The sequence below is a fragment of the Marinibactrum halimedae genome, from assembly GCF_021234875.1.
GTDB lineage: Bacteria > Pseudomonadota > Gammaproteobacteria > Pseudomonadales > Cellvibrionaceae > Marinibactrum > Marinibactrum halimedae.
The window spans coordinates 1-21,932 of record NZ_JAJQVM010000031.1 but is presented as its reverse complement, the minus strand read 5'-3'; the positions used below and the strand labels follow the sequence as shown (position 1 = coordinate 21,932).

The 21,932-nt window shown below is 42.5% G+C and carries 14 protein-coding genes and 1 pseudogene; 11 read left to right on the top strand and 4 right to left on the bottom strand.

Translation table 11 applies throughout. The features are described from left to right. Window positions 1-185 precede the first annotated feature (185 nt). The 3 genes from LU351_RS16275 to LU351_RS16265 all read left to right on the top strand — a co-directional run bounded on the left by LU351_RS16275 (window position 186) and on the right by LU351_RS16265 (window position 4,561). A complete protein-coding gene (locus LU351_RS16275; RefSeq protein ID WP_232595146.1) occupies window positions 186-1,361 on the top strand; it encodes a coiled-coil domain-containing protein in 1,176 nt (391 codons plus the stop codon). A 41-nt stretch (window positions 1,362-1,402) separates the two neighbouring features. Beyond that, window positions 1,403-2,323 (top strand): FHA domain-containing protein, encoded by a 921-nt coding sequence (locus LU351_RS16270; RefSeq protein WP_232595145.1) that lies wholly within the window; start codon window positions 1,403-1,405, stop codon window positions 2,321-2,323. Window positions 2,324-2,884: 561 nt separating this feature from the next. Next, window positions 2,885-4,561: a hypothetical protein gene (locus LU351_RS16265; RefSeq protein WP_232595144.1), complete on the top strand. Its 1,677-nt coding sequence runs from the start codon at window positions 2,885-2,887 to the stop codon at window positions 4,559-4,561. Window positions 4,562-4,688: 127 nt separating this feature from the next. On the opposite strand, the gene LU351_RS16260 is transcribed toward LU351_RS16265, so the two are convergent. Beyond that, window positions 4,689-7,250 carry a protein kinase domain-containing protein gene (locus LU351_RS16260; protein WP_232595143.1) on the bottom strand — a complete coding sequence of 854 codons (2,562 nt, stop codon included), beginning with the start codon at window positions 7,248-7,250 and terminating at the stop codon, window positions 4,689-4,691. A 920-nt stretch (window positions 7,251-8,170) separates the two neighbouring features. On the opposite strand from LU351_RS16260, the gene LU351_RS16255 reads away from it, so the two are divergent. Next, on the top strand, window positions 8,171-11,308 hold the full coding sequence (locus LU351_RS16255; RefSeq protein ID WP_232595142.1) for a DUF5011 domain-containing protein: 3,138 nt from the start codon (window positions 8,171-8,173) through the stop codon (window positions 11,306-11,308). 92 nt (window positions 11,309-11,400) lie between these two features. On the opposite strand, the gene LU351_RS20790 is transcribed toward LU351_RS16255, so the two are convergent. After that, the gene (locus LU351_RS20790; RefSeq protein ID WP_269783500.1) at window positions 11,401-13,491 is read right to left on the bottom strand and encodes a S8 family serine peptidase; all 2,091 of its coding nucleotides are present in this window, start codon (window positions 13,489-13,491) and stop codon (window positions 11,401-11,403) included. Between the two features lie 1,425 nt (window positions 13,492-14,916). Here LU351_RS20790 and LU351_RS16235 point away from each other — a divergent pair. From LU351_RS16235 to LU351_RS16210, 7 genes and pseudogenes are all read left to right on the top strand, one after another. Then, window positions 14,917-15,372: a potassium channel family protein gene (locus LU351_RS16235; RefSeq protein ID WP_232595141.1), complete on the top strand. Its 456-nt coding sequence runs from the start codon at window positions 14,917-14,919 to the stop codon at window positions 15,370-15,372. A 167-nt stretch (window positions 15,373-15,539) separates the two neighbouring features. Further along, window positions 15,540-16,682 (top strand): paraquat-inducible protein A, encoded by a 1,143-nt coding sequence (locus tag LU351_RS16230; protein WP_232595140.1) that lies wholly within the window; start codon window positions 15,540-15,542, stop codon window positions 16,680-16,682. A 106-nt stretch (window positions 16,683-16,788) separates the two neighbouring features. Continuing rightward, the gene (gene pqiB, locus LU351_RS16225; RefSeq protein WP_232595139.1) at window positions 16,789-18,543 is read left to right on the top strand and encodes an intermembrane transport protein PqiB; all 1,755 of its coding nucleotides are present in this window, start codon (window positions 16,789-16,791) and stop codon (window positions 18,541-18,543) included. A gap of 73 nt (window positions 18,544-18,616) precedes the next feature. Beyond that, window positions 18,617-19,258 (top strand): PqiC family protein, encoded by a 642-nt coding sequence (locus LU351_RS16220; protein WP_232595138.1) that lies wholly within the window; start codon window positions 18,617-18,619, stop codon window positions 19,256-19,258. A gap of 24 nt (window positions 19,259-19,282) precedes the next feature. Continuing rightward, a complete protein-coding gene (locus LU351_RS16215) occupies window positions 19,283-19,804 on the top strand; it encodes a GNAT family N-acetyltransferase (RefSeq protein ID WP_232595137.1) in 522 nt (173 codons plus the stop codon). Between the two features lie 181 nt (window positions 19,805-19,985). Next, a pseudogene (locus LU351_RS21070) lies at window positions 19,986-20,237 on the top strand (hypothetical protein); the annotation flags it as partial. Next, a complete protein-coding gene (locus tag LU351_RS16210) occupies window positions 20,238-21,305 on the top strand; it encodes an energy transducer TonB (RefSeq protein ID WP_232595136.1) in 1,068 nt (355 codons plus the stop codon). Window positions 21,306-21,513: 208 nt separating this feature from the next. Here LU351_RS16210 and LU351_RS16205 read toward each other — a convergent pair whose 3' ends face one another. Continuing rightward, on the bottom strand, window positions 21,514-21,816 hold the full coding sequence (locus tag LU351_RS16205; protein WP_232595135.1) for a hypothetical protein: 303 nt from the start codon (window positions 21,814-21,816) through the stop codon (window positions 21,514-21,516). Between the two features lie 5 nt (window positions 21,817-21,821). Further along, on the bottom strand, window positions 21,822-21,932 hold a 111-nt coding region (locus tag LU351_RS16200; RefSeq protein ID WP_269783501.1), incomplete at its 5' end, for a transposase domain-containing protein.

Here is a 21,932-nt window from a genome sequence, read left to right as displayed (position 1 = left end):
TACACTATCGAGAAAGCCAACCAAACTGGGCACTTTTCATACAAAATTATTTTTCAATCTCAAACCATACTTTCAGTGTTAAACCATAGAGAGATAGACACCAATTCAGTTCAATGCTGCACAAACAATAGAAATACGATATAAATAGGCAATTAAAGAATATATTGATAACAGGTTGAATTATTATGGCACGCACCGCAGACAAATCGGATACTCAAATTCTTGCCGCTGCCAAAAAAATTATGCTCTCTCAAGGTATTGCCGCAGAAGAAGTGACAGGTTACAAAATCCGTCATGCCTTTGGCAATCAGGGTGCCGCAGCGACTTATGACGGTGCTCTTGATCGACTACGCAAAGCAGGGCTGCTTATGGATAGCGCAGAAGAGGATGCACTAACACAAAGTTTGGTGGATCAATGCAAAACCATTGCCGGAACCCTAAGGCAACTGGCAGAAGCGCCGTTTGAAGCTTCTTTGCAATCGTTGCAATCACAACTTAATCAAGAAAAAGAGCACTATCGTTCTGAACAGCACCGATTGCAAGAACACTCCGCTGCTCTTGAAGCCGAACTGCACACACTCAAAACAAAACACGCTCAATCAATCGCAGACATTAGCGACCTTAAAAACGATCTTTCTGAAAAAGAAAAACAAATTTCTCAAAAAGAAGAGCAAGTACGCCGATTAGACGCAGAACACACGCAATTGGCACAGCAGCTCGAGGAACAATCCAACCACAACGCCCAATTGAACTCTGAGCTTTCTTTGTTACGTTGCCAGCATCAAACGTTAGAAGAGAAGAGTGAGGCTCAAGAGTCTCTACACCAACAACAAATCAAACAACTGCAATCGCAGCACGATAAACTATGCTCACAGCTAGATCAAAATATAAAAAATTTGCAATGGCAAAATGAAAAAAATTACCAGCAAATTACTTCGATTACTGAAAGCAACCGTACATTAGCAACTCAGCTAGACCAACTCAATCAGACTCATCAGCAATTACAAACAACCTTAGACAAAAAAAACATTGATCTCGAAAAAAAGCAAATACAGATTTCAGAATTAACACTTACCCTTCAGGAACACCATTTTTCTCTCACTCATATCAAACAAGAAAAAGAAAGTATTGCTGAAAAACATGCGCAACAACAACAGTGCTTAGAGTTGTTTCAGTCTCACCAAAAACAACTTCAATACCTAACCTCAGAACTTAAACAATACTTTTTGAAGCTTGACATAAGCACCAACACCCCTTCAAATAATGCAAAAGAGCATCATAAAAGTATTGGCGGCATTATTAACGAGCTGACAACAATCATGGACGAATTCAGCGTCAGAATGCCGTACGATAAACGCTAGCCAAAGAGACCGTTCGGAGAGTTAACATCATGGGCATTCTTATGAATTCAAAAACAGAAGCGCTCATTCAGTTGCGCTCTACCCACTCTTTTGGACGTGATGTCAATAACTGCGATACAGGATTAAGCGATTCCTTATGCTCAAGAAACCATTGTATTATTGAGTATATTGGCAATACCTGGGTACTTATTGACCACAGTAAAAACGGCACCTATGTCAATAACAAAAAAGTAGAAGCCAAAAGAGTTTCACTCAATAAAGACGACACTCTTACTTTTTCAAAAAAAGGAGGTGAGTCATTCATCGTGATTTCTACGGAGCCTCCGCAACCTTTTTTGATCAACCAGAGCAAGAATCACTTTATTCAATTAACCTCGAATAATATACTGCCGAATGAAAATCACCCAGAGTTATTGATTTATCGCCACAATTTTGAATGGGTGTTAGAGCATGATAAAACAGTAAAAAAACTGTACAGCCATGATAACATTACTTTAAATAAGGAAAGTTGGGTTTTTTTCCCCAATGACACCATTCAAGATACCGTGACTCATGCCATTAATGGGCTCTCTTCCATTCATCGTTACACCCTGTATTTTTCGGTGAGCCTGAACGAAGAAAATGTACAAGTTTCCATACAGCATCACGATGACACCCTTATTGACTTCGGCTATAAAGCGCATCACCACATATTGCTGATACTAGCAAGACAACGCCTTTTGGATGAAGCCCGATGCATTCCAGATTCTGAACATGGCTGGATAGCCAATGAAGTGCTTACTTCAGAACTGGGCATTGATACCAGCCACTTAAATACTCATATTTATCGTTTAAGAAAAGCCTTTGAAGAAATCAAATTTCCCCAAACACCGGTAGAGAGACGATTCGGTGAACTTCGATTATCCACCTGCCCATTTATAATAAAAAAAGGCAATACAAACGAACAGTATATGATGCAGTAACAAGGTTACCTTTTAAGCGACTCACTCTACTCACTCTTTAAGCCTCAAAAACAACAGTCTATTTTCGCCCCGCCCGCCTTCCCCCCTGTTTAATTTTTACCCTCGACGACCACTCTACCCAAATGAACAGAAAACAATCAATAAAAAAATCGACTTAAAACGCTGTTGTCTATTTCACCAATATGATCATAAAAAACACAGGCTGCTCAATACTCTTTTCAAAATCCGACATTCTGTTGTCTTTATCCGACATTGTTTGCAGCTGAACTTCTTCAAAGAGGTGTTAAGGAAGATACTCACTTCTACTTGATGAACAGTTTTATGGACAACTTGAGGAATAACTGCTCAGCAAGTACTCGCACTCTATGTTGTGGCAAAAAGTATGCTGTGGAAAAGCTCTCTTTCAAGAGTAAACAATATGCATCATCACCATCGCATTCATCATCTCGGCATAAATCAACAGTCAGCGACTTTGACGGGTCGTTTCAGCATTAACCTACAACCTACAACCTACAAATTGGAAGACTCTCTTAATAAAGAGAAACCATGGAGATAATACTTATGAAATCCACTCTTCTAAGCATCATCGGTTTGGCAACGTGTTCCTTATTCGCCCACATAACCGTTGGACTTGAGTATGAAAAATTGGTCTATCTTAGCGATGGACAAGGAAATTACTTGGAATTGAGTATAGACGAGTCAATTACCCACGCGACGGCACACGCCGTTGAAGAAAATGCGACCGGCTTATATCTACGCACTTCCCAATTAGGCAATAACACAACAGATAACAAAAAAAGAAGCTGCTTCCTATTAGAAGCCTCCTATAAACCGGGCTATTTTTTAATGCAAAGTCCCGAAAACCAATCGGGCAACTTAAAGCCAATTTCTTTTCAATGGACACAAACCCCACTAGAGAGTCGCAATATAGAACCCTCTACGTTTTGCTATGAAAATGGAATGTTGCACACCCACGACAGGTCATCCCCCAAACCCCTTTTCTTTAACTCTGATCATCAATACGGCATTGGAGCCGATGATGACAGGAATTGGGGAGACTCAAAACTTCAGGACTATCACGCAATCTCTTTAGTTGGCCTGGACAGTTATACCATTAGCGCCTCAAGCACATCGACCGCTCCAGGAAAAAAAACACTGTTGAGCCTATCAAAACAGGAAGAGCCTGTTTTTAAAGAATACGACTTCTGGCAACAAATGGACCATGAGCCACTGGAAGCAGAATGGAAATTCGACCATGTCAGCCCTCCTTTTTTCACCATTATGAATGCAGCAAATCATCGGTTCTTAGTGAAAGACCGTGACTCCGGCCACCTATCATTGGTAGAAAATAAAGCGTTATCTGGAAAAAATGATGGCGCCCTGTGGAGAGTCAATATGATCAATTCCACGGGTGATTTTACCCTTATCAACAAACAAGTGATTTCCAGTAATGGTGATATCCCGTCTTATCACACCCTGAATATCAATCTAGACGAGCGTGTTGAGCTTGAAAATGGACTTCTCGAGTATACCGCCAAGACACAGCAACGATCCTTTGAAGCCCCTTATGACACCGCATTCCTATTCAATCTCAATGAACGGTACATCCCGTTAACGCTTTCTGTAGAGGATATTGTTAAAAATAACAGCATCATGAGACTCGCCAATGGCCTTCCCGTTGATAATCTGATGATTGCGGCTGCACGCGAAAACAATATAAGCAGCCGAAGACGATATAAAATCCGAATTGATGATCGTGGCTACGATAGTCAATACACCTTCATAGAACAGATAAACAGTAACTTGGAAGATGTGGCATGGGAGGGTGGCAGAAGCCTGGAAGATCTCGTGGATCAACTTCCACTTGCGAGTAAGGATAGTAAAATAACAAGCCAATTGGTTAGGCAACAACTTACCGAAAATCAATTAACCCATAGATACTGTTCAACAGACACCAAAAATAACTCCGGTCAAATGACTATTTTAACGGGAGACAGAACAGCAAAAAAACGAGCACCCACTATTATCTGGCTCAACGAAGGGTATGACCCGTCAGGGACCCACACTCAAATCGATCAAGATGGAAAAGTATTACGAGTAACTCTTGAATCTGGTGAAGAGCTGAAAAAAAATGAAAGCTTTGCGTTTTTACTCAAAAAACACAATCCCGATGGCGGTACCACTCACACTCTATTTGACCCAAGCAAGCCCGCCCCCAAACCCGCTGCTGCCCCATAGTTAGGGGGGAGCTAAACGAAAAAGCCTACAGGTTGTTGAGGGCCACTTGCCTCCCTCAACAACCATAATATACCGTCACTCAGAATCAATTATTCTAAAAATAAACTTTCAAGCCAGCACCACTGCGTTACATCGAGAGCTTTTTCAGTATTTTTTCTGTCCAAGGCAAATTTAACCAATGAGATTTAATACCGTGCTGTAACGCCTGATTACCATTAAACAGTGCAGCAGCTTCTTCATCCAGTAAACTGTAAACATAGTAAGCGTATAAATGAAATGTTTGTTTATACAAATCGGATTGAGCCGCCTCTTGCAGTGCAATTAATGCCTTATCTTTCTCCCCCAAGTGCGCTAACGCCAAAGCCTTATAAGCAAGATCAATATCACCGCAGCCCATCATTTTGCAGTAATTAAGTACTTTTTGAAAATAGACATCAGCTTCACTTGAACCCAGTGCCCTTAGCGATTCTCCACAGTTTAAAAAATCAGCTGCAGCGCCTTCTGTGTTTTCCAAAACAAACTGTGAAACAGCAAAACTTTTTTCATAAGCCCCATTGAGAAAATGGGCAACGGCTTTATTGACGTGCACATCATAATCAAATTTCCCTTTTGACAATTCTTCATAAACCTCAATCGCGCCGGACAAATTTCCAACATACAAATACGCCGTTGCCAAGTAATATTTGGAAATATTGCCAGGGTATTTCCCCACCCACTCTTTTGAAGTTTCAAGCAACTTATCATGATACTCCAAGAGCAACTCCATACGTGCTCGCAAGCGATAATAATTATTGGTGGCACGCAGTTTTTTATAGTCTAGCAAACTTTTATAAGCACGCTCCGGATCATCAACATCAAAAACCATGCGCAATTTATCTAAAACTAACTGATTTACATCTATACCGGCAACACCTTGAAGCCTTGAAAGACTTTTTTCTGCCGACGCCATATCTTTCTTGGCCAGACTTATTTTAAATTTTACTCTTTCGACAGACGGCTCATTGGGGAATTGCTTTTCAACTCGATGCACAACCGCCATGGCTTTATGTAGCCATTGGCGATTAACAGGATAGGTAGGGTTGTATTGCGACAAATACACTTCAATTAACAACAACTGTGCCGCTAGAAAATCAGGATTCTCTCCCGAAAACCATTCAATTTCTTCTATTTCTTTTTCAGAAATATCGTGGCCCTCTGAACGCTTTCGATAATAATGATAGCGCCGTAAGTTCTCATCTGTAATAAAAAAAGTATTTCTATCAGAAGAATGCAGCCCCAAACGATTAACAGAAACATACTCAACAATATTGGTTAACACCAACAAATCGTGATGAGGAATGGTATAGCTCGTATAATTCACTTTATTATCAATATCATACTGATAAATATACGCATTTAAATTACAAAACTCTTTCTTACAAGAAACTTCACTGACGACAACTTCATCAGCGTTTAATCTTTCGGCCTCACGCCGCCAATCCTGATCGCCACTCCATTCTTTTTTACTGATCAAACGCCGGCCTGGGTCTTTAATAACTGCTGCTTCTAGCTCATCCTCTATAATGGTTGCAACGACCAAATTATCATCGTGGAACTTGAGGGCCAAATCGCCATTCAACTCTGTGCTTTCTATTTTTAATGTAGGAATAACCAAAGTGCGAAGAATTGTCTTTGGCCAAAAAAACACCGCCGCAAACACACAAGCCATAATAAAAAAACTGGATGCAACGCTATAAATCAACGGGCGTTTATATTTATCTGTGAATGGAAAGGGTGAAATGACTTCCGTTCTGGTTAAGGTTTGATGGGTAAAAGAATTATCACTCCAACGCTCTTGAAATTGATCAATGAATACGGTAATTAATTTTAAAGTTTTGTGAATACTAGGGCGATTTTTAGTATTTTTAGACAGCATTGAAACAGCAAGCGCATTCAATGCTTCAAAAGACGCTGCTAGAACAGCCTCCTGATTATCTGTGTGGGGCAGATCAAATTCAATGAGTCGCCCGTGAAGAATATTTTCTTTTGATCGACTTCGATCATCCGCTACTAAAAAAGGGTGCCTTTTATTAAGGTATGTAAAAAGAATAATGCCCAGCGCGAAAATATCCGTTGCTTCGCTGACTTCTTTCCCGCCCAATTGCTCCGGTGTAATGCAGCACCATGAACCTTTAATACTGAAGCTCGAATCTCGAAGTACTGCACCAACTTTTCCTAATGCCCTTGCAATACCAAAATCACTGATTTTAATATCACCCGCCTGGGTTAGCAAAATATTATTGGGCTTTAAATCCAAATGCAGAAAACCATTGGCATGTATGGTTTTCACACCGAGTAACAATTGATAAAAAATGCGTAAAAAGCGCTGTAGGGGTATATCGGTCAGAGGGAGTTCATCCAATGGCGTACCTGGAATAACCAACTCCATGATAATCGCTACGAAATATTCATCAACGACAACATCGTAAACATCAACAATATATTGGCTTTTACAAGAAGCAAGGCGCTGGGCTTCCGACAAAGAGTCCTCTTGTTGCTTCAATATCACTTTTATGGCTACTTGCCTAGCAAGCCGATTATCATAGGCTTGATAAACCCTTCCATACCCGCCTTCGCCAATCACATCGCCTATCGTATAGCGAGAGCCTAACGAAACCGATAAGGCAGTCTTATTATTATCAACTTCCATTACACCACTCAACCAGCACCCTAAATATTCTCTTTTACCAATGCACCTTACTGAAGCATGCCCTGATAAAGATCGATCTTGATAGCGTTTTTTATCAAATTTTTTGTATTAATTACTTATTGACTGCCGCATAAATTATGCCATCTTGATGCTTGGCTCATTTTATATCCACTCATCAATCCCATTATAGATCTGAGCCACGATCCACCTTGATAAAAATCAATCCTTATATTGCATCTTATTCGTCTACCTCACAATCGGTAAACCCTATACATTCGAAATTGGTCAGCTTTCTCCGTAAACCTTTGTCTCAAGGAACAGCAATACGGTCTCAGTCGAGATACAACACCTTCTGTACCCATACCACCTTTTCAATAAGCTTTATTTACTCGTCAACTAAAGACGATTAATAACCATAAGACCGTAGAATTTCATTCTCTTTTCCATACCATTCTACAGGCCAATTCAGCATAACAAGGCGACCCTGACCCACCCGATCAAAAAGCAAACATAATGATATTTTATTCATATGGGCATTCAATGTTCTATTTTTATCGTCCAAATTCTCATTTACTTTACCCTTCCACATTATTTCCTCACATTTCTCTCTCACATCACCTTTCGCTCTCTTTGATACTTAACGTTCCACCTATTATGTCCGAATCGCCTTCACGACAATAAGTGATTAGGCATCACAAATTTTCTATAAACTTACGGTTTAGTTCTCAACTCTTGCAGTCGCGCCTCCACCCAGAAAACTTTCTTTTTGTTTACCACTCAGACGATTAAATTTTCGTCAATCCATGGCGTGACTCAAACGCTCCTCATAAATACGACAGCGTTATGTTACGCAATGGGTTTCGTCGGAACTGAACTCGATTCATTTTTTATACCGCTTTATTACACCTTCGAGGCTGCCTATGATACTCATTCCCCGTTCTGCACGACGACAACGTACACTGACTGCTGTATTTTTCTTATGTATCTGTTTTTCCACAACGGCTTTTTCAAATACAAGCATGGAGACCCAAGCACCACATTCGTCTTTTTCCACCGTTTGGGCTCAATTCAAGCAAGAGTGTCTCGATGTATATCATCGCTGGTCAAGCGCGAAAAACCCATCGCTTAACTCTCCATCATCTAACCCTCCATCGCCTCACAATTCGAACAACAATCTAAACGACAATTCAGGCGACAACCGAAGAGACAATCGAAGCGACAATCCAAACGACAATCCAAACGACAATCCAAACGACAATACGGACAACAATACCGATACAGAAACCGTCGCCCAAAAAGACATTGGTAACGCCCCCACAATTGTATTGAAGGGGGATAACCCTTTACGCCTACCGTATAAAGGCCAATATCAAGAATTCGGCGCTAAAGCCACCGATAACGAAGACGGCGACATTACTTACAATGTCATTAAAGTCGGCATCAACACACACAATGAAGGCGCCTCTTATCCCATACGATACAAAGCCCGAGACTCCGACGGTAATAACACCACCATCATTCGAACGGTAACCATTAATTCCAATCAACCTCCGGCTATTACACTGAATAGGCCTGCCGTAACTACTTTTTCGGTTAACGACGATATTGCCACCAGAGACCCTGGCGCAACGGCCCTTGACCCGGAAGATGGACAAGTTAACGTCATCGCTGATTATTCCCGTGTGAATAACGCTGTTGCAGGCCAATATACCGTCACTTACACGGCGACAGATCACGATGGACTCTCTTCTACGCACAACCGCACAGTCACCATAACCGACTCACAAAACGCCACCATTACGCTTGAAGGGGAGAGTGTGATTACCTTGGAGGTGGGGCAAGACTTTATCGATCCAGGTTTTACGGCGGCAAACCAAGCTGGACAAAATGTGAATCATCACGTCACTGTCAACTCCAACGTAGATACGAAAAAAGTCGGTGTGTACAACATTCAATATCAACTCGACTCAGCAGGAACCGAAAATCAAAAAGCCATCACAGCACAACGCACAGTGGTGGTTAAATCCCTGTCTTGTCCATCAGAATGTCGTGGTGAGTGCATTCAATTGGCGGCACACCATATGCAATGTGCCAGCGATTATCCTAATGCTCGCAAACTTCCCAATGGCGCCAAAATTGTTGCTTCGCGTACAGAGTGTACTGCACCCTGCGGCATTCATTTTCAAGCACAAACCAATCAAAATTTTTCCGTTCGAGATGACTTCCACCACGTAGCTCATCATTGGTACTTTGATGATGACAACGCGACTTACCGTTCTTTAACCCATGACTTTCCCTTTGGGCGTGGCGCCTCTCGTGCACAAGGGCCTTACGCTGCCCATGTTTTTGAGCAACCAGGAACGTACACCATAGCACTGCATACCGCCGCCAAAAACGGGCGCTATGCCAACACCTCGATCACCATTCATGTGCTACCACAAGAAAACACCTACACGGCTAACGACACGTATTGCGTGTCGTCTCGCAATCAATTTCAGGGGTGCCCTGCTGGGGCAATTAGGTTACAAGATTGGAGCGATGTGCGGGACGCCATTGAGTCCCTTACCAAAGCCCGTGTATTACTTCATGCCGGAGAAGAGTTTTGGATTGATGAACAGATTGTATTACGGAAAGGCGACTTTATTTTTGACCGCTATGGACGCGGGCATGACCCGATTTTACGAGTGGAATCCGATACTAATATTGCCTACGCCATCAACCTCAACTCCATTACCGTTACCCATATGAACATTCAAGGGAATTATGATCCCACCACCGGCCTCGGTGAGTCATTTTCAAGCAGTGGATTTTACTTTGGCCAAGGAAGAAATAACCCGACCAATAACGTGACATTTTATCGCAATAGCATTTCCGGCATTGGCATGTGTTTTAGCCCTCGCGGCGGCAATAATCATGTGTATGCCGATAACCATTGCCGTAATTGGCAAGACTATGGCTCACTTGCCACCCACACTCACAACCTTGCTTTTATCGGTAATCGTATTCGACAGCACCCGAAGGCGATCAGTGGACCTGATGGAAAATTATTTTCAATCACGTCTCATAACGGCAACGGTCGCGCTCGAACGTTTACCTACGATTTTGAATTAAAATCGCCAGAGGATATCGCCGCGCAAATTGTGGATGACCATGGCACAGTATTAGAGCTGGAACGGAATGAGGATTTTTCTTTACACCCCTCAAGACCACAACTCACACTCAATCAACCCCCTTCTCGCGGAGAGGTGTTGAATATTTATCACCGTCGCTGGGCAGACCATGGCGCCATTCGTGTGGCCGAGGCCAAAAACCTAGTGCTTTCACACAATGATTTATTCAACAACGTCGGATGGTTTGGCGATGGCGTACATCACAACCCCGCATTTCGTTATAACACTGATGGCTTCGCCAACCACAGTGGTGTGATTGTCGAAAATACTATTAGCGGCGGCACCATGGCAGCGGTATTTGAACCGGCCAACCCTCGTATTGCCACACTGCCTGGAAAAGCCGTTGTAGAACGAAATATCTTTACAGGTGCCGCACCCACTTATAATGGTATTCGAGCATCCTATGGCGGCATGACCTTAAGAAACAACGTAATTTCTCAACCCAACATTGCCCCCACCACCAATGGATACGATGTGGGTATTTTATTTTGGGAGAATTACTCTGCGGGCAATCGATCCAGCCAACAAAATTTCAGATTACCTGTGGAAGTGTACAACAACACCTTTGTGAATTTATCTCCTGACACTCGCTCGGCCAATGGCAGAAACTGGGCCGATTTTATGCACGTTCAAAATCAAGATAATCACCGCGGTAACGCGCCTACCTTCACCAATTTTACCGAAGCCAATAGCCTTACCTACTCACCTCAAGCGAATTTAAGTATTTATCACACGAACCCACGTTTTAACGACCGCTATCATGCCGCCAATGAAGCCGATCATCCAGCGGAACAAGATTTGCCCGGCTTATTTGATACCTTATGGGGATTTAAACGCAGCACACAAACCACCTCTGGCGCCACCGAAAAACAAGCAGACCAGCTTTAAACCTTTCATTCACAAAAAAACCACTGCATTTGCAGTGGTTTTTTATTAAACGCCATTAAAAAAATGGCTTTTTCGTAAACTAAAAAAATCTTTTAGTTTTCAGTCGCTCTTAGAGTGACGCCGCTGAACCCAAACCAAGATCCACTACTCACACCAATTGTGTAAGTTCCACGTGCATTAGGAACAGTACAAGACTCATTATTGTTTCTGTTCGTAGAACTACAAACTTCTCTTCCGTTACGACCACCTTCGTAAACGTACAAGTCTGCATTACCTGTTCCACCTGATAGCTCAACCTCTAAAGTTCCACTGGAGACTACAACTTCATAATAAGTAGTCTGATTACTAAGCCAAGGAGCACTTAACCCTGTTTCTTCCAACAAAATACCATCTTGTGGAGGCGTATCGGTAGAACCGTCACAACCATTTTCCTCAATGGCGCTGATGGCATCACGAGCTTGAACCAAACCGTAACCAAAAGACGTATCACGGCCATTTCGACCAAGGTCTTTCGCAGTTGTATTTAAGATGTTACGAATTTGCTTATTGGTACAGTCTTCCGCCGCAGGTTGGCTCCATACGAGAGCCGCAATACCCGCAACGTGTGGAGACGCCATAGAGGTACCGTTCAGTTTTTGATACTCACCACCATCCACTGCAACCGTTGCAACCTGGCCTACAAAATTGTCTTTTACGTACTCACCATCTTCCATGCTCAAAGAGATCGCTGGAATGGTTAAGTTATCTCTACCTTCGTGCCAATTAACGTAACGATCACCCAAGGTGCCGCTGAAACTGCCGGCTCTGTTGTTGTAAATAATGGCGGCGGTACCACCACTGTTTTCACAGTTTAATACCTTGGTGTAGAAATTAATTTCACCACGAGAAATCAAACAAATTTTCCCTTTAGCACCTTCGTTTTCTGCCGTTCCTAAGCCAAAATCAAACAACTCACCAGTTGCAGAAGCCACAATGGTTTCACCCATTGCATTCACTTCAAAGGTGGCATCCTCAATAGTGAAAGAAGGCGAACGACCTAAGGCTTCTGGGTACGTTGATAATACGCCAACACCCGGTGCTGCAATTTCAACTTGGGTATTCTTTTGAGAGAAATCCGCTAGAGCTTCATCTTCGTCAATCGCCGCGACAGACACAACCGCATCATAACTGGCTGGGTAACTCATGCTGTCAGTGGCAGATTCAGGATCACCACCGTTACCGGCCGCCGCAACCAATAAAATACCGTCGTCTTCCAATTCTTGGAAGAAGTTCTCAGCAGCAGGGCTTCGGCTTCCGCCCCCCAAACTCATGTTGATCACATCCGCATTCGCGTTTCGACATTGAGTCGCAGCACTAATTAGATCTGAGTTGTAAGCCCAACCCACATCACTAAAGACTTTGACGATGTGCAACTCTACATTACCACCGCCCATCACACTGGCCACACCAACACCATTGCGTAAGGCTGCGATCGTACCGGCAACGTGGGTACCATGACCACTTTGGTCAGTATTCCAGCTGGGGTCCGCCACATAAAAGTCGGGGTTACCCGCACTCACTCTAAAGTTATCATTCGGGTCATTGGGGTCGTTCTGATGAATTGCATCAAAAGCGTCATTTGGGTTATTAAAGCCCGAAATATTAGCCGACTGATCCGTAAAATCTTCGTGATTTAATTCAAGACCCGAATCGATCACACAGACTTTTTTCGTGCCCGCATTGGCATCGCTAATCCACTCACCTTCCGGGTTTTCGGCGTCATATACTTGGGTCAAGCTCAATCCGTAAGGGATGTCTTCACTCATTAAGACCAATACACCGTCTTTCTCAACAGTGGAGCCTTCCGCTTTTAATTCACGAATTTGCTTTTCATCCAACTCAGCTACATCGAAATTACGATTGCCACGCTTGAAGGAATCAATAAATCGCCCACCCATTTTTTCAATAAGCTCGCGATTGGCTTTTGCGGTTCTGCCGGCGGCACGCAATACATAATACGGAGCTGCAGAGCTGCCACCATGATAAATCATGTAACGATTTGATTGCTGCTCTAAAGCAGCGGCTTCTTCCAAAGAAAGCATATCCGCATCACTATTATTAGTGGCATACGCAGAAACAGTACAGCTCGCAATAGCGGCCGTTAAAACACTTTTACGAAATGCATTAAAGTGTTGTTTTACCATACTTAAGACTCCTAAGTGGATATATAGTCTTTACGACTTTTTTTGTTTTAGCATCGAAAATTTCCCTTATTGGGTTGCTGAAATATTGGATAACAACAGTGATTGAACAACACCGTTGAACAGCAATATTGAACAACAATCAAACAAGGAACTCATCACACCTGAGTGCGATAAATTTGGATTCCAAGCAATAGTTCGCCATGAAGATTGGCAGAGACCAATCTTTTAGAAGTCATCCTTGAGAGGGCAGCCCGGGGAGCAATTTATTATCTTTTATTTATTTCATTAACTAAGAATCAACAAATAGTATAATGAACGGACAGTCACCCATTTTGCATGGATCACAAATACATAGGCTGCTTGTTCAGGCATCCCGTATTGAGCAGGTGCACTGATGCAACCTGCCCTAAAATGAATTGCAGATGAAACAAGCTATGATAAGGCCGCTTAAATTAAGACTTACCCAGGCATACCACTATTGTGAAAAAACCATAACGCGGAACAAAATTTTACTTATTTTCTACTTTCTATCTCAAAAATATCGATCAGTATCAAAAAAATGTACAGTCGATACTCATGCACCCCAATATGAACATCTGCGATTAAAAGATAAGCGAATTCGAATATCTACAAATCAATATGTGACACTTTCTATCATGTTTTCGGTAAGAAAGTGAATATAAATGTATAAAAAAACGTAAAGAAAAGTCATTTTTATAATTTATTCTGTTTTTTTTGAGGGATTGGTAAAACACTTCGTTTAATACAGAAGTAAGTTTTATTTTTCTCGTAATTTTTAGGCTTCAAGCCTAAAAATTAAATAAAAAACATGTGTATTTAATGAATTCAGTTTATTACTAAAAGGGTATTTTAACACACATAAATCACAACACCCTCATTAGAGGCACCATTATTTTCCACACAATGATTATTTTGTTCAATAACCGAGCATCTCCTAACACATGGTGCTTTTAAATAAGCCATGATTTAATCAACACCAAGCACCTCTTTCTCAACCATTTCTTTATTTTATTGAACCTTCTCATGTTTTTATCTAAAAAAACTTTGATATAACATTACACCAACAGCCAAATTCACATAAAAAATTCAATAGAAAAAATAGAAACATTTCACTAATACTACGCTCAGATATCGCAAGAAATACGGAATGGTTCATCACGTTAGACTGAATAGTCACTTCATTTTTTCTGAAATAACAGCAAAAAATAACTGCCCAGATTCCCTCCCCAAGTGGCCATAAAAACGAAAATGCTCTCTCAGAGTTACTTGTGGCCTTTAAAAGGCCAATATAAAACTGCAATTGACGCCGCCAATAAGCATTGACATCATCCATTTGTACTAAATACTTTCAATAATCGACTGATATCGTTAATTCACACCAAAAACTCTTAAAAAGGGGTAGCCATGGCCACAATCGTATTAATGACCACACTTGTCATACTCACCGTGATTGTTTTGCATTACGATGCTTTAAGTTTCATGGCAAAAGTGCTGCCTCAATCTCGCTTGAGTCATCGAGCTCGATTTGTATTCGGTGTTTGTGGAGCCACTCTGATTCATATTATCGAGATTGCATTGTTTGGCACATGCATTTACTTAGTAAAATATTGGCCAGATTTGGGCAGCTATACCGGAAACTTTGACGGCTCTTTTTTTGATAGCCTCTATTTGTCCACCACAACCTATACCTCCTTGGGTTTAGGCGACATTGAGCCTCACGGCCCCATTAGGCTCCTCTTGGGCTTAGAGGCACTAACAGGTTTAATCTTAATCACATGGACAGCCAGTTTTATGTTTTTAGGAATGCAAATGCACTGGCAACAAGTCGCCTCTGACGCCAAAGAATCGGAAAACTCTTAACCACAACAAATCGAACAAAAACCACAACAAATTGAACAAAAGCCACAACAAATTAAACAAAAACCACAACAAACTGAGCAAACTCAAACACCTCGGCAACAGGAAAGACTGAAGTCTATGCAGGGGACGTGGTATCCTTCAGGGCAACACCATCATCCGTATACACTATGACCGCTTCACGCTTTATTCGTCAGCACGCCAGCCACGCTCACTGCCATCATTGCGGCCTTACTGTCACAATCCCCCCCCTACGACACGGCGAAAAAGCCCACTGCCCTCGTTGCCGATCCGTATTAACCCAGCACAAGCATGATCGTCTGCACCAATTAACGGCTTACGCCAGCGCTGCATTGATGATGTTATTAGCCTCTCTGCCTTTTGATTTTTTATCGTTAAGTGCACAAGGACAATATCAAGTGATGGACATAGGCAGCGGTATGGAAACCCTCATACATCAGCACTACTGGGCTTTAGCGGTTGTTCAGTCTGTGGCGATTTTTCTCATTCCAGCCGTACTGCTCATCGGAATTTTATCCATTACCCTACCCGTTTTACTGTTCAACACTGTACCGGGTTACGCCGCCAAAGCACTGAGGCTTGTAGCCACATTGCAACCCTGGAGCATGGCCGAAATTTTTCTCATTGGGGCACTGGTTAGTCTGACCAAAATTGCGGCGCTTGCAGACGTTAACTTCGGCCTGTCGTTTTACGCTTATTTGCTTTTTTCGATTCTTATGGTGGTTACACTGCTTCGAGTCGACTTTTGGCAGCTCCGCCATCATTTGAAAATACCTGAGCCTCACCCTCAAGCGCACCCCCATAGCGTGCAACACACATGGGCATTATTAATTACCGCCTCACTGTTTTACTTACCTGCCAGCCTGTTACCCATTATGCAAACTCTCACTTTAGGCCAAGATGACCCCAACACGATTTTCGGCGGTGTGGTAACACTGTGGCACCATGGCTCTTACGTTATCGCCAGCATCATTTTTGTTGCCAGCGTCTTTGTGCCCATCGCAAAAATCGGTGCACTGGCGTGGCTGAATTACTCCGTGAGCGTCTCCTCCAGCACCTCGCCTCACCAACGGTTACAGCTTTACCGCATTACCGAAGCACTGGGTCGGTGGTCTATGATTGATGTTTTTGTTGTCGCGGTTTTGGTGAGCATTGTGCAGTTAGGCAATGCCATCAGTATTTTCCCCGGCCCTGCTGCGTTAGCGTTTACTGGGGTTGTCATTATCACCATGATTGCAGCAATGACGTTTGATTCGACACAATTATTTCAACATCAAAGTGAACACCATTAACCCTATGCAACCTATGTTCAACTCAAAGGCCGTTAATGTTCACTCTGGTTTCGTTTTCTAGATTGGTTTATTTTTTCTAGACTGGATTGGTAATATAGGATTGGTAATGCACCCAGCGCCCCCTAACTCAGATAAAAACACCGCCTCCCCTGCTAATACGGCCAACGAAGAAGCCACAAATAAAGAGACAACTATTCCAAACGCAACTCAACGGCCCTTTACCGAGCACACTGCTGAGGTGAGTCATCGACGCTCACTCTCTCTTATTTGGTTTATTCCGTTCTTGGCGCTGATTATTGGGTTATGGATGGTTTTTCAACAATGGTACAACCAAGGCCCACTGATCACTCTGGAATTTGAACATGCCACGGGGCTCGAAGCACAAAAAACCAAAATCAAAACGCGCGAACTGGATGTAGGCCATGTGACCTCTATTACGCTTAAAGAAGGGGCGCAAGGTATCATTGTACAAGCTCGACTCGATAAGCATGTGGCCTCATTGTTGACAGAAGACAGTCAATTTTGGGTCGTTTCACCACGCGTCACACGCAGTGGTATTTCCGGCTTAAACACACTGTTATCAGGCAGTTACATTGAATTTGCCCCCGGCACCAGTGGCCAAAGTCGTCGAGCCTTTATCGGTCTGGAAGAACCCCCTGTCACCGCCTCTGGTACCCCTGGCGCCCATTTGCAATTAGTCAGCCAAGATCGATTTGAGTTTGCCGCCGGAGACCCTATCGTCTATAAAGGCCTGAACGTTGGTCAATTCGAAACTGTGGAATTTGATGTGGATGAACGTAAAGTGCACTACCGAGTTTTCATCCGTGCGCCTTACCACGAGCTGATCGACCATAATACGCAGTTTTGGCGCGCCAGCGGTGTCTCGGTTTCTCTCACAGCCGACGGCATTAATGTCCAAACGGCCAGTTTACAATCGGTCTTTTCAAACGCCGTCACCTTCGGTACACCCAAAGGCTCAAGAAATGGTCATAAAGGTACTGTACCAGAGTCATTTTTGATCTACTCCAGCGAAGAGGCTGCCGCCACACCCATTTACCGCGCAAGCGCGGAGTTTGTTATCTTAGTCACGGATACCGTACGCGGTTTATCGGTTGGAGCACCGGTTGAATACCGTGGCATTAATATTGGTGAAGTCAAAACCATCAACCTAAAAGAAGAAGGCCGTGGTGATTTATTGCAACACGATTACGAAATCCCGGTATTGATTTCTCTCATTCCCGGAAAAATAGGCTGGCCTGACAGCAAAAAAAGCGTAAACCAACTCAAAGAACAAATTCAAATCTGGATTGAACAGGGGCTGAAAGCACGATTGCAAACTGGTAATTTATTAACCGGCCAACTCTTCGTCGAATTACAACATTACCCAGAAGAATCCACTGGCTCGTTAGCCCATCATGGTGAGTTTCCCATCATCCCCACCACACCAGATGACTTTAGCCAAATTGCACAAAGCACCGGCAATTTATTAGAAAAACTCAATAAATTGCCCCTGGAAAATATCGTTGAGTCCGCCAACTCGGCTTTAGTTAATGCGGCTGATGCCATTACTACACTCAACTCCCTCAGCAAAGATATAGAGTCACTGATTGAGCAAGCCCACAGTGAAGAATTAATCTCGCAACTGAATCAAGCATTGGGCGCCATTCGCCATCTCGCCGCCGGTTATTCTCAAGGTTCACCGGGCTACGACGAAATTGTGAATTCCATGGAGTCGCTCAATCAACGACTTTTAGATTTAAAACCGTTATTAAGGCAATTAAATGAAAAGCCGAACAGTCTGGTCTTTACAGGGCGAAAAGGGGAAGACCGTCAACCACAAGCATCACCGCTAAAGCCATAACAACTAAAACCATAAAAACCAAACCATAACAACAAAACCATAAAAACAAGTAAAACAACCTATGGATTTCGACGTGAAACAAAATAACAAACACAGTACAAGCCAATCACCGATTACACTTTTAGGCGCACTGTTGATAACGACAATACTGGCCGCCTGCTCAAGTGCGCCCATACCCATTGAATACTATTTGCTGGATACGGGTTACAACACTCAGGCACATTCTGTCATTCACTCTCATGATGCACATAACACAACAGAATTGCCTCGGGTATTATTAAAAAATCTCACCATTGCCAATTATTTGGAGCAAAACGAGCTTTCTATTCTAGAAGCTAACCACAAAATCTATTACGCGAACCAGCACCTTTGGGGAGAGCCCATCAAAGTTGGCCTGGCAAGAGCATTACAACACGATTTAGCAAAGTCAAAGAGTGCGTTACTGGTGTTACCCAATGAGCCAGATGCACTAGAGGCCTCCACCATTCTGACTGTAAAAATCGATCATTTCAGCGCCACTGATAGCGGAGAAGTCATTTTAACCGGCACTTTTTGGATAGATAACGGGCAACATACTGTACGTATTCCATTTAATGAAACTGAAATACTGGAAAGCACCGGCTTTAAATTTGCAGTAACACAGCAACGACAGTTAATACAAAATCTTAGCGAAATAATTGCTCAAGCAATGAAACCATCGCCTTCACCTTTATAATGTAACGTAAGGAAAAGCTTTAAAATGATTTCCTCAACTGACAACACAAGCGTATCTCTTAACGAATCGGAGCAAAACAATCATAAAGAAAACAACCAAAAAGAAACCGTTGAAATACGCCGGATTGAGGCATACGAAACACTCTCATTACGCAGCACCGTTCTTCGGCCTGGGCAACCAGAATCGGAATGTGTTTTCCCCGGTGATGATGAGCCTACAACCTTTCACTTTGGGGCATTACTCAACAACAATGTTATCGGCATTGTTTCTATTTTTTCCCAGGAACATGAAAAAATTAGCTCAACACGTTGTTTTCGAATACGTGCCATGGCAACCGATCCAGAATACCGGCATTTAGGTTTAGGTAGAAAGTTATTACAAGCAGCCGAACACCATGCTCGTCAATTTGGCGCGGAATATTTGTGGGCAAATGCTCGAACAGTTGCGCAAGATTTTTACAAAAAGTGTGGATATGATCTGGACAACACTATTTTCAATATTGAAGATATTGGCCCTCATATTTGGATCAATAAAACTTTATCGTAAATTTTAAGGGTTAAATTTTGACTTAAAATACAAGACAACAACTAATCATCATTTATAGTAGCACCACCCCAAAGTGGCAGTATTTCTCTACTCTAGCCTCTCCTAGCTTATAGAGGCGGTGCGATAAAAAGTGGCATTAGATTAGTCTTAAATTCAACTCACCACCTGTTATGTACTCGCAATGAAAAAACCATTCAAATCACAGCCTTTTAAGCTAATAATCATACTACTTATACACATTATCTTCGTTTCTTCCGCACACGCTAATTTTAATAAGGCGTTGTCCCTCTACCAAGCAGGAAACTACAAAGAAGCCAAAACGGCCTTTGAAGCACTCGCCGCCATTGGAGATCGAGCGTCTTTATTCAATTTAGGCATTATGTATTTTCGAGGTGAAGGCGTAGAGCAAGACCCTGTTAGAGCTTATGTGTTAATGCGTATTGCTAACGAAGGTGTAAAAAATGAAGATAAACGAATAGCCATTGTGTTCAATCATTTGAGCACTCAGCAAAAACAACTGGCTGAGTCTTTGTATACTGAGCTCAATCCGCTTTATAGCATTAAGGGTATCAATAGCGCATTAATACCCAAACCTCTTACAGACAAAGAGTCACGACCTGAGCATCGACCAATAAAAAAAGTGATACCAGAATACCCCAAAAAAGAACTTAAAGAAGGCCATATGGGGTATACGGTCGTAGAGATTACCATTTCACCTGAAGGATATCCGCGTGAAATAGAAGTTAAGCAAGCTTTCTCAAGAAACTTTACTAGAGAAAGCATACGAGCTTTACAAAAAAGCTTATTCAAACCTACTCAAAATCAAAAGCCCATATACGGACACCCATTCATTAGTACTTTTGTAATTAGTGGCGCCGAAATCAATAGCAACTTTAAAAACAAACTCATCTCCAATTTAAATGACCTGAAAAGTTCTGCTCAGTCAGGTGACGCTATTGCACAATATCGATATGCCGAAGAGATGTTTTCTGCTCGCAGATTTAGAGGTTACTTAAAAGACGTCGATTTAGAATATAAAAACATGAACCACTGGCTGCTTCAGTCCGCTCAACAAGGCCTTCCACATGCCCAACACCAATTAGGCAAGAATATGATAGGGGGGCGTGGATGCAAAGTAGATACAATCAGTGGCAACAAATGGATTACTGCAGCGGCCGTCAGTGGTTTTGCGCCTGCCCAAAAAAGCCTTGCCCAATCATCTCTCCTTAGTGATGATGAGGTTACAAGGAAATCCACTACGGCATTAGGGTGGCTTCGTAATGCGGCTCAATCTGGTCATTATTCAGCAAAGTTACTCCTGGCGTGGGAGCTGGCCACCTCTCCACTAGACGGGCTGAGAAATGGCGAAGAAGCCTTAGAACTTCTTAACGAAAAATCTGAATATTTTTACGATGATCTACGTATCGCCGAAACAAAGGCCGCAACTTATGCAGAACTCGGTAATTTCAAAAAGCCATCAAATGGCAGAAAAAAGCATTAAAGATAGCTAAAAAACAGAATTGGGAAATCCCTCTTGTAACAGAAAGGCTTTCATTGTATGAACATCAAGAACCTTATCGTGGCTCTTATTATTAATGCGCCAATGGTAAAACCAGAATAAAAAAGGGGTGAAATTGCCCCTTTTTTATAGCCTAAATTCCATTACGCAAAATATGTTCTAACCAACATCTTCAGCTCCCAAAATAAGACTAATACTGATAAGCCATAAACCCAACGGAATACGGCGGGAAAATCGCTCGTTTATTCATCTTACGCTTCGCATACGTACCGGTAGATTGAATACCCACTCCCCAATTTGGCGACAAAAACGGGTAGCTTAACGCAGGGCCAAACTTCAACAAACTGAAGGCTGGTCCAACATCAGGAATATCCACTAAATGGTAATAAATGCCCACGCCACTGGCAATCACTTCGGTTTCATGTGTATCGAGATCAATAGCGACCACTCTCCCGAAGGAAACCGAGTCCCATAAAAAGTTTGTAAACGCCAAACCAATTACACCTTGATATTCCAAGGCAACAAAGCCTCCACCTGCTCAACATCATTGGCATTGGGCAGTTCTTTAAAAATGTTCTGCAAATATTCGTAAGGGTTGAGCCCATTGGC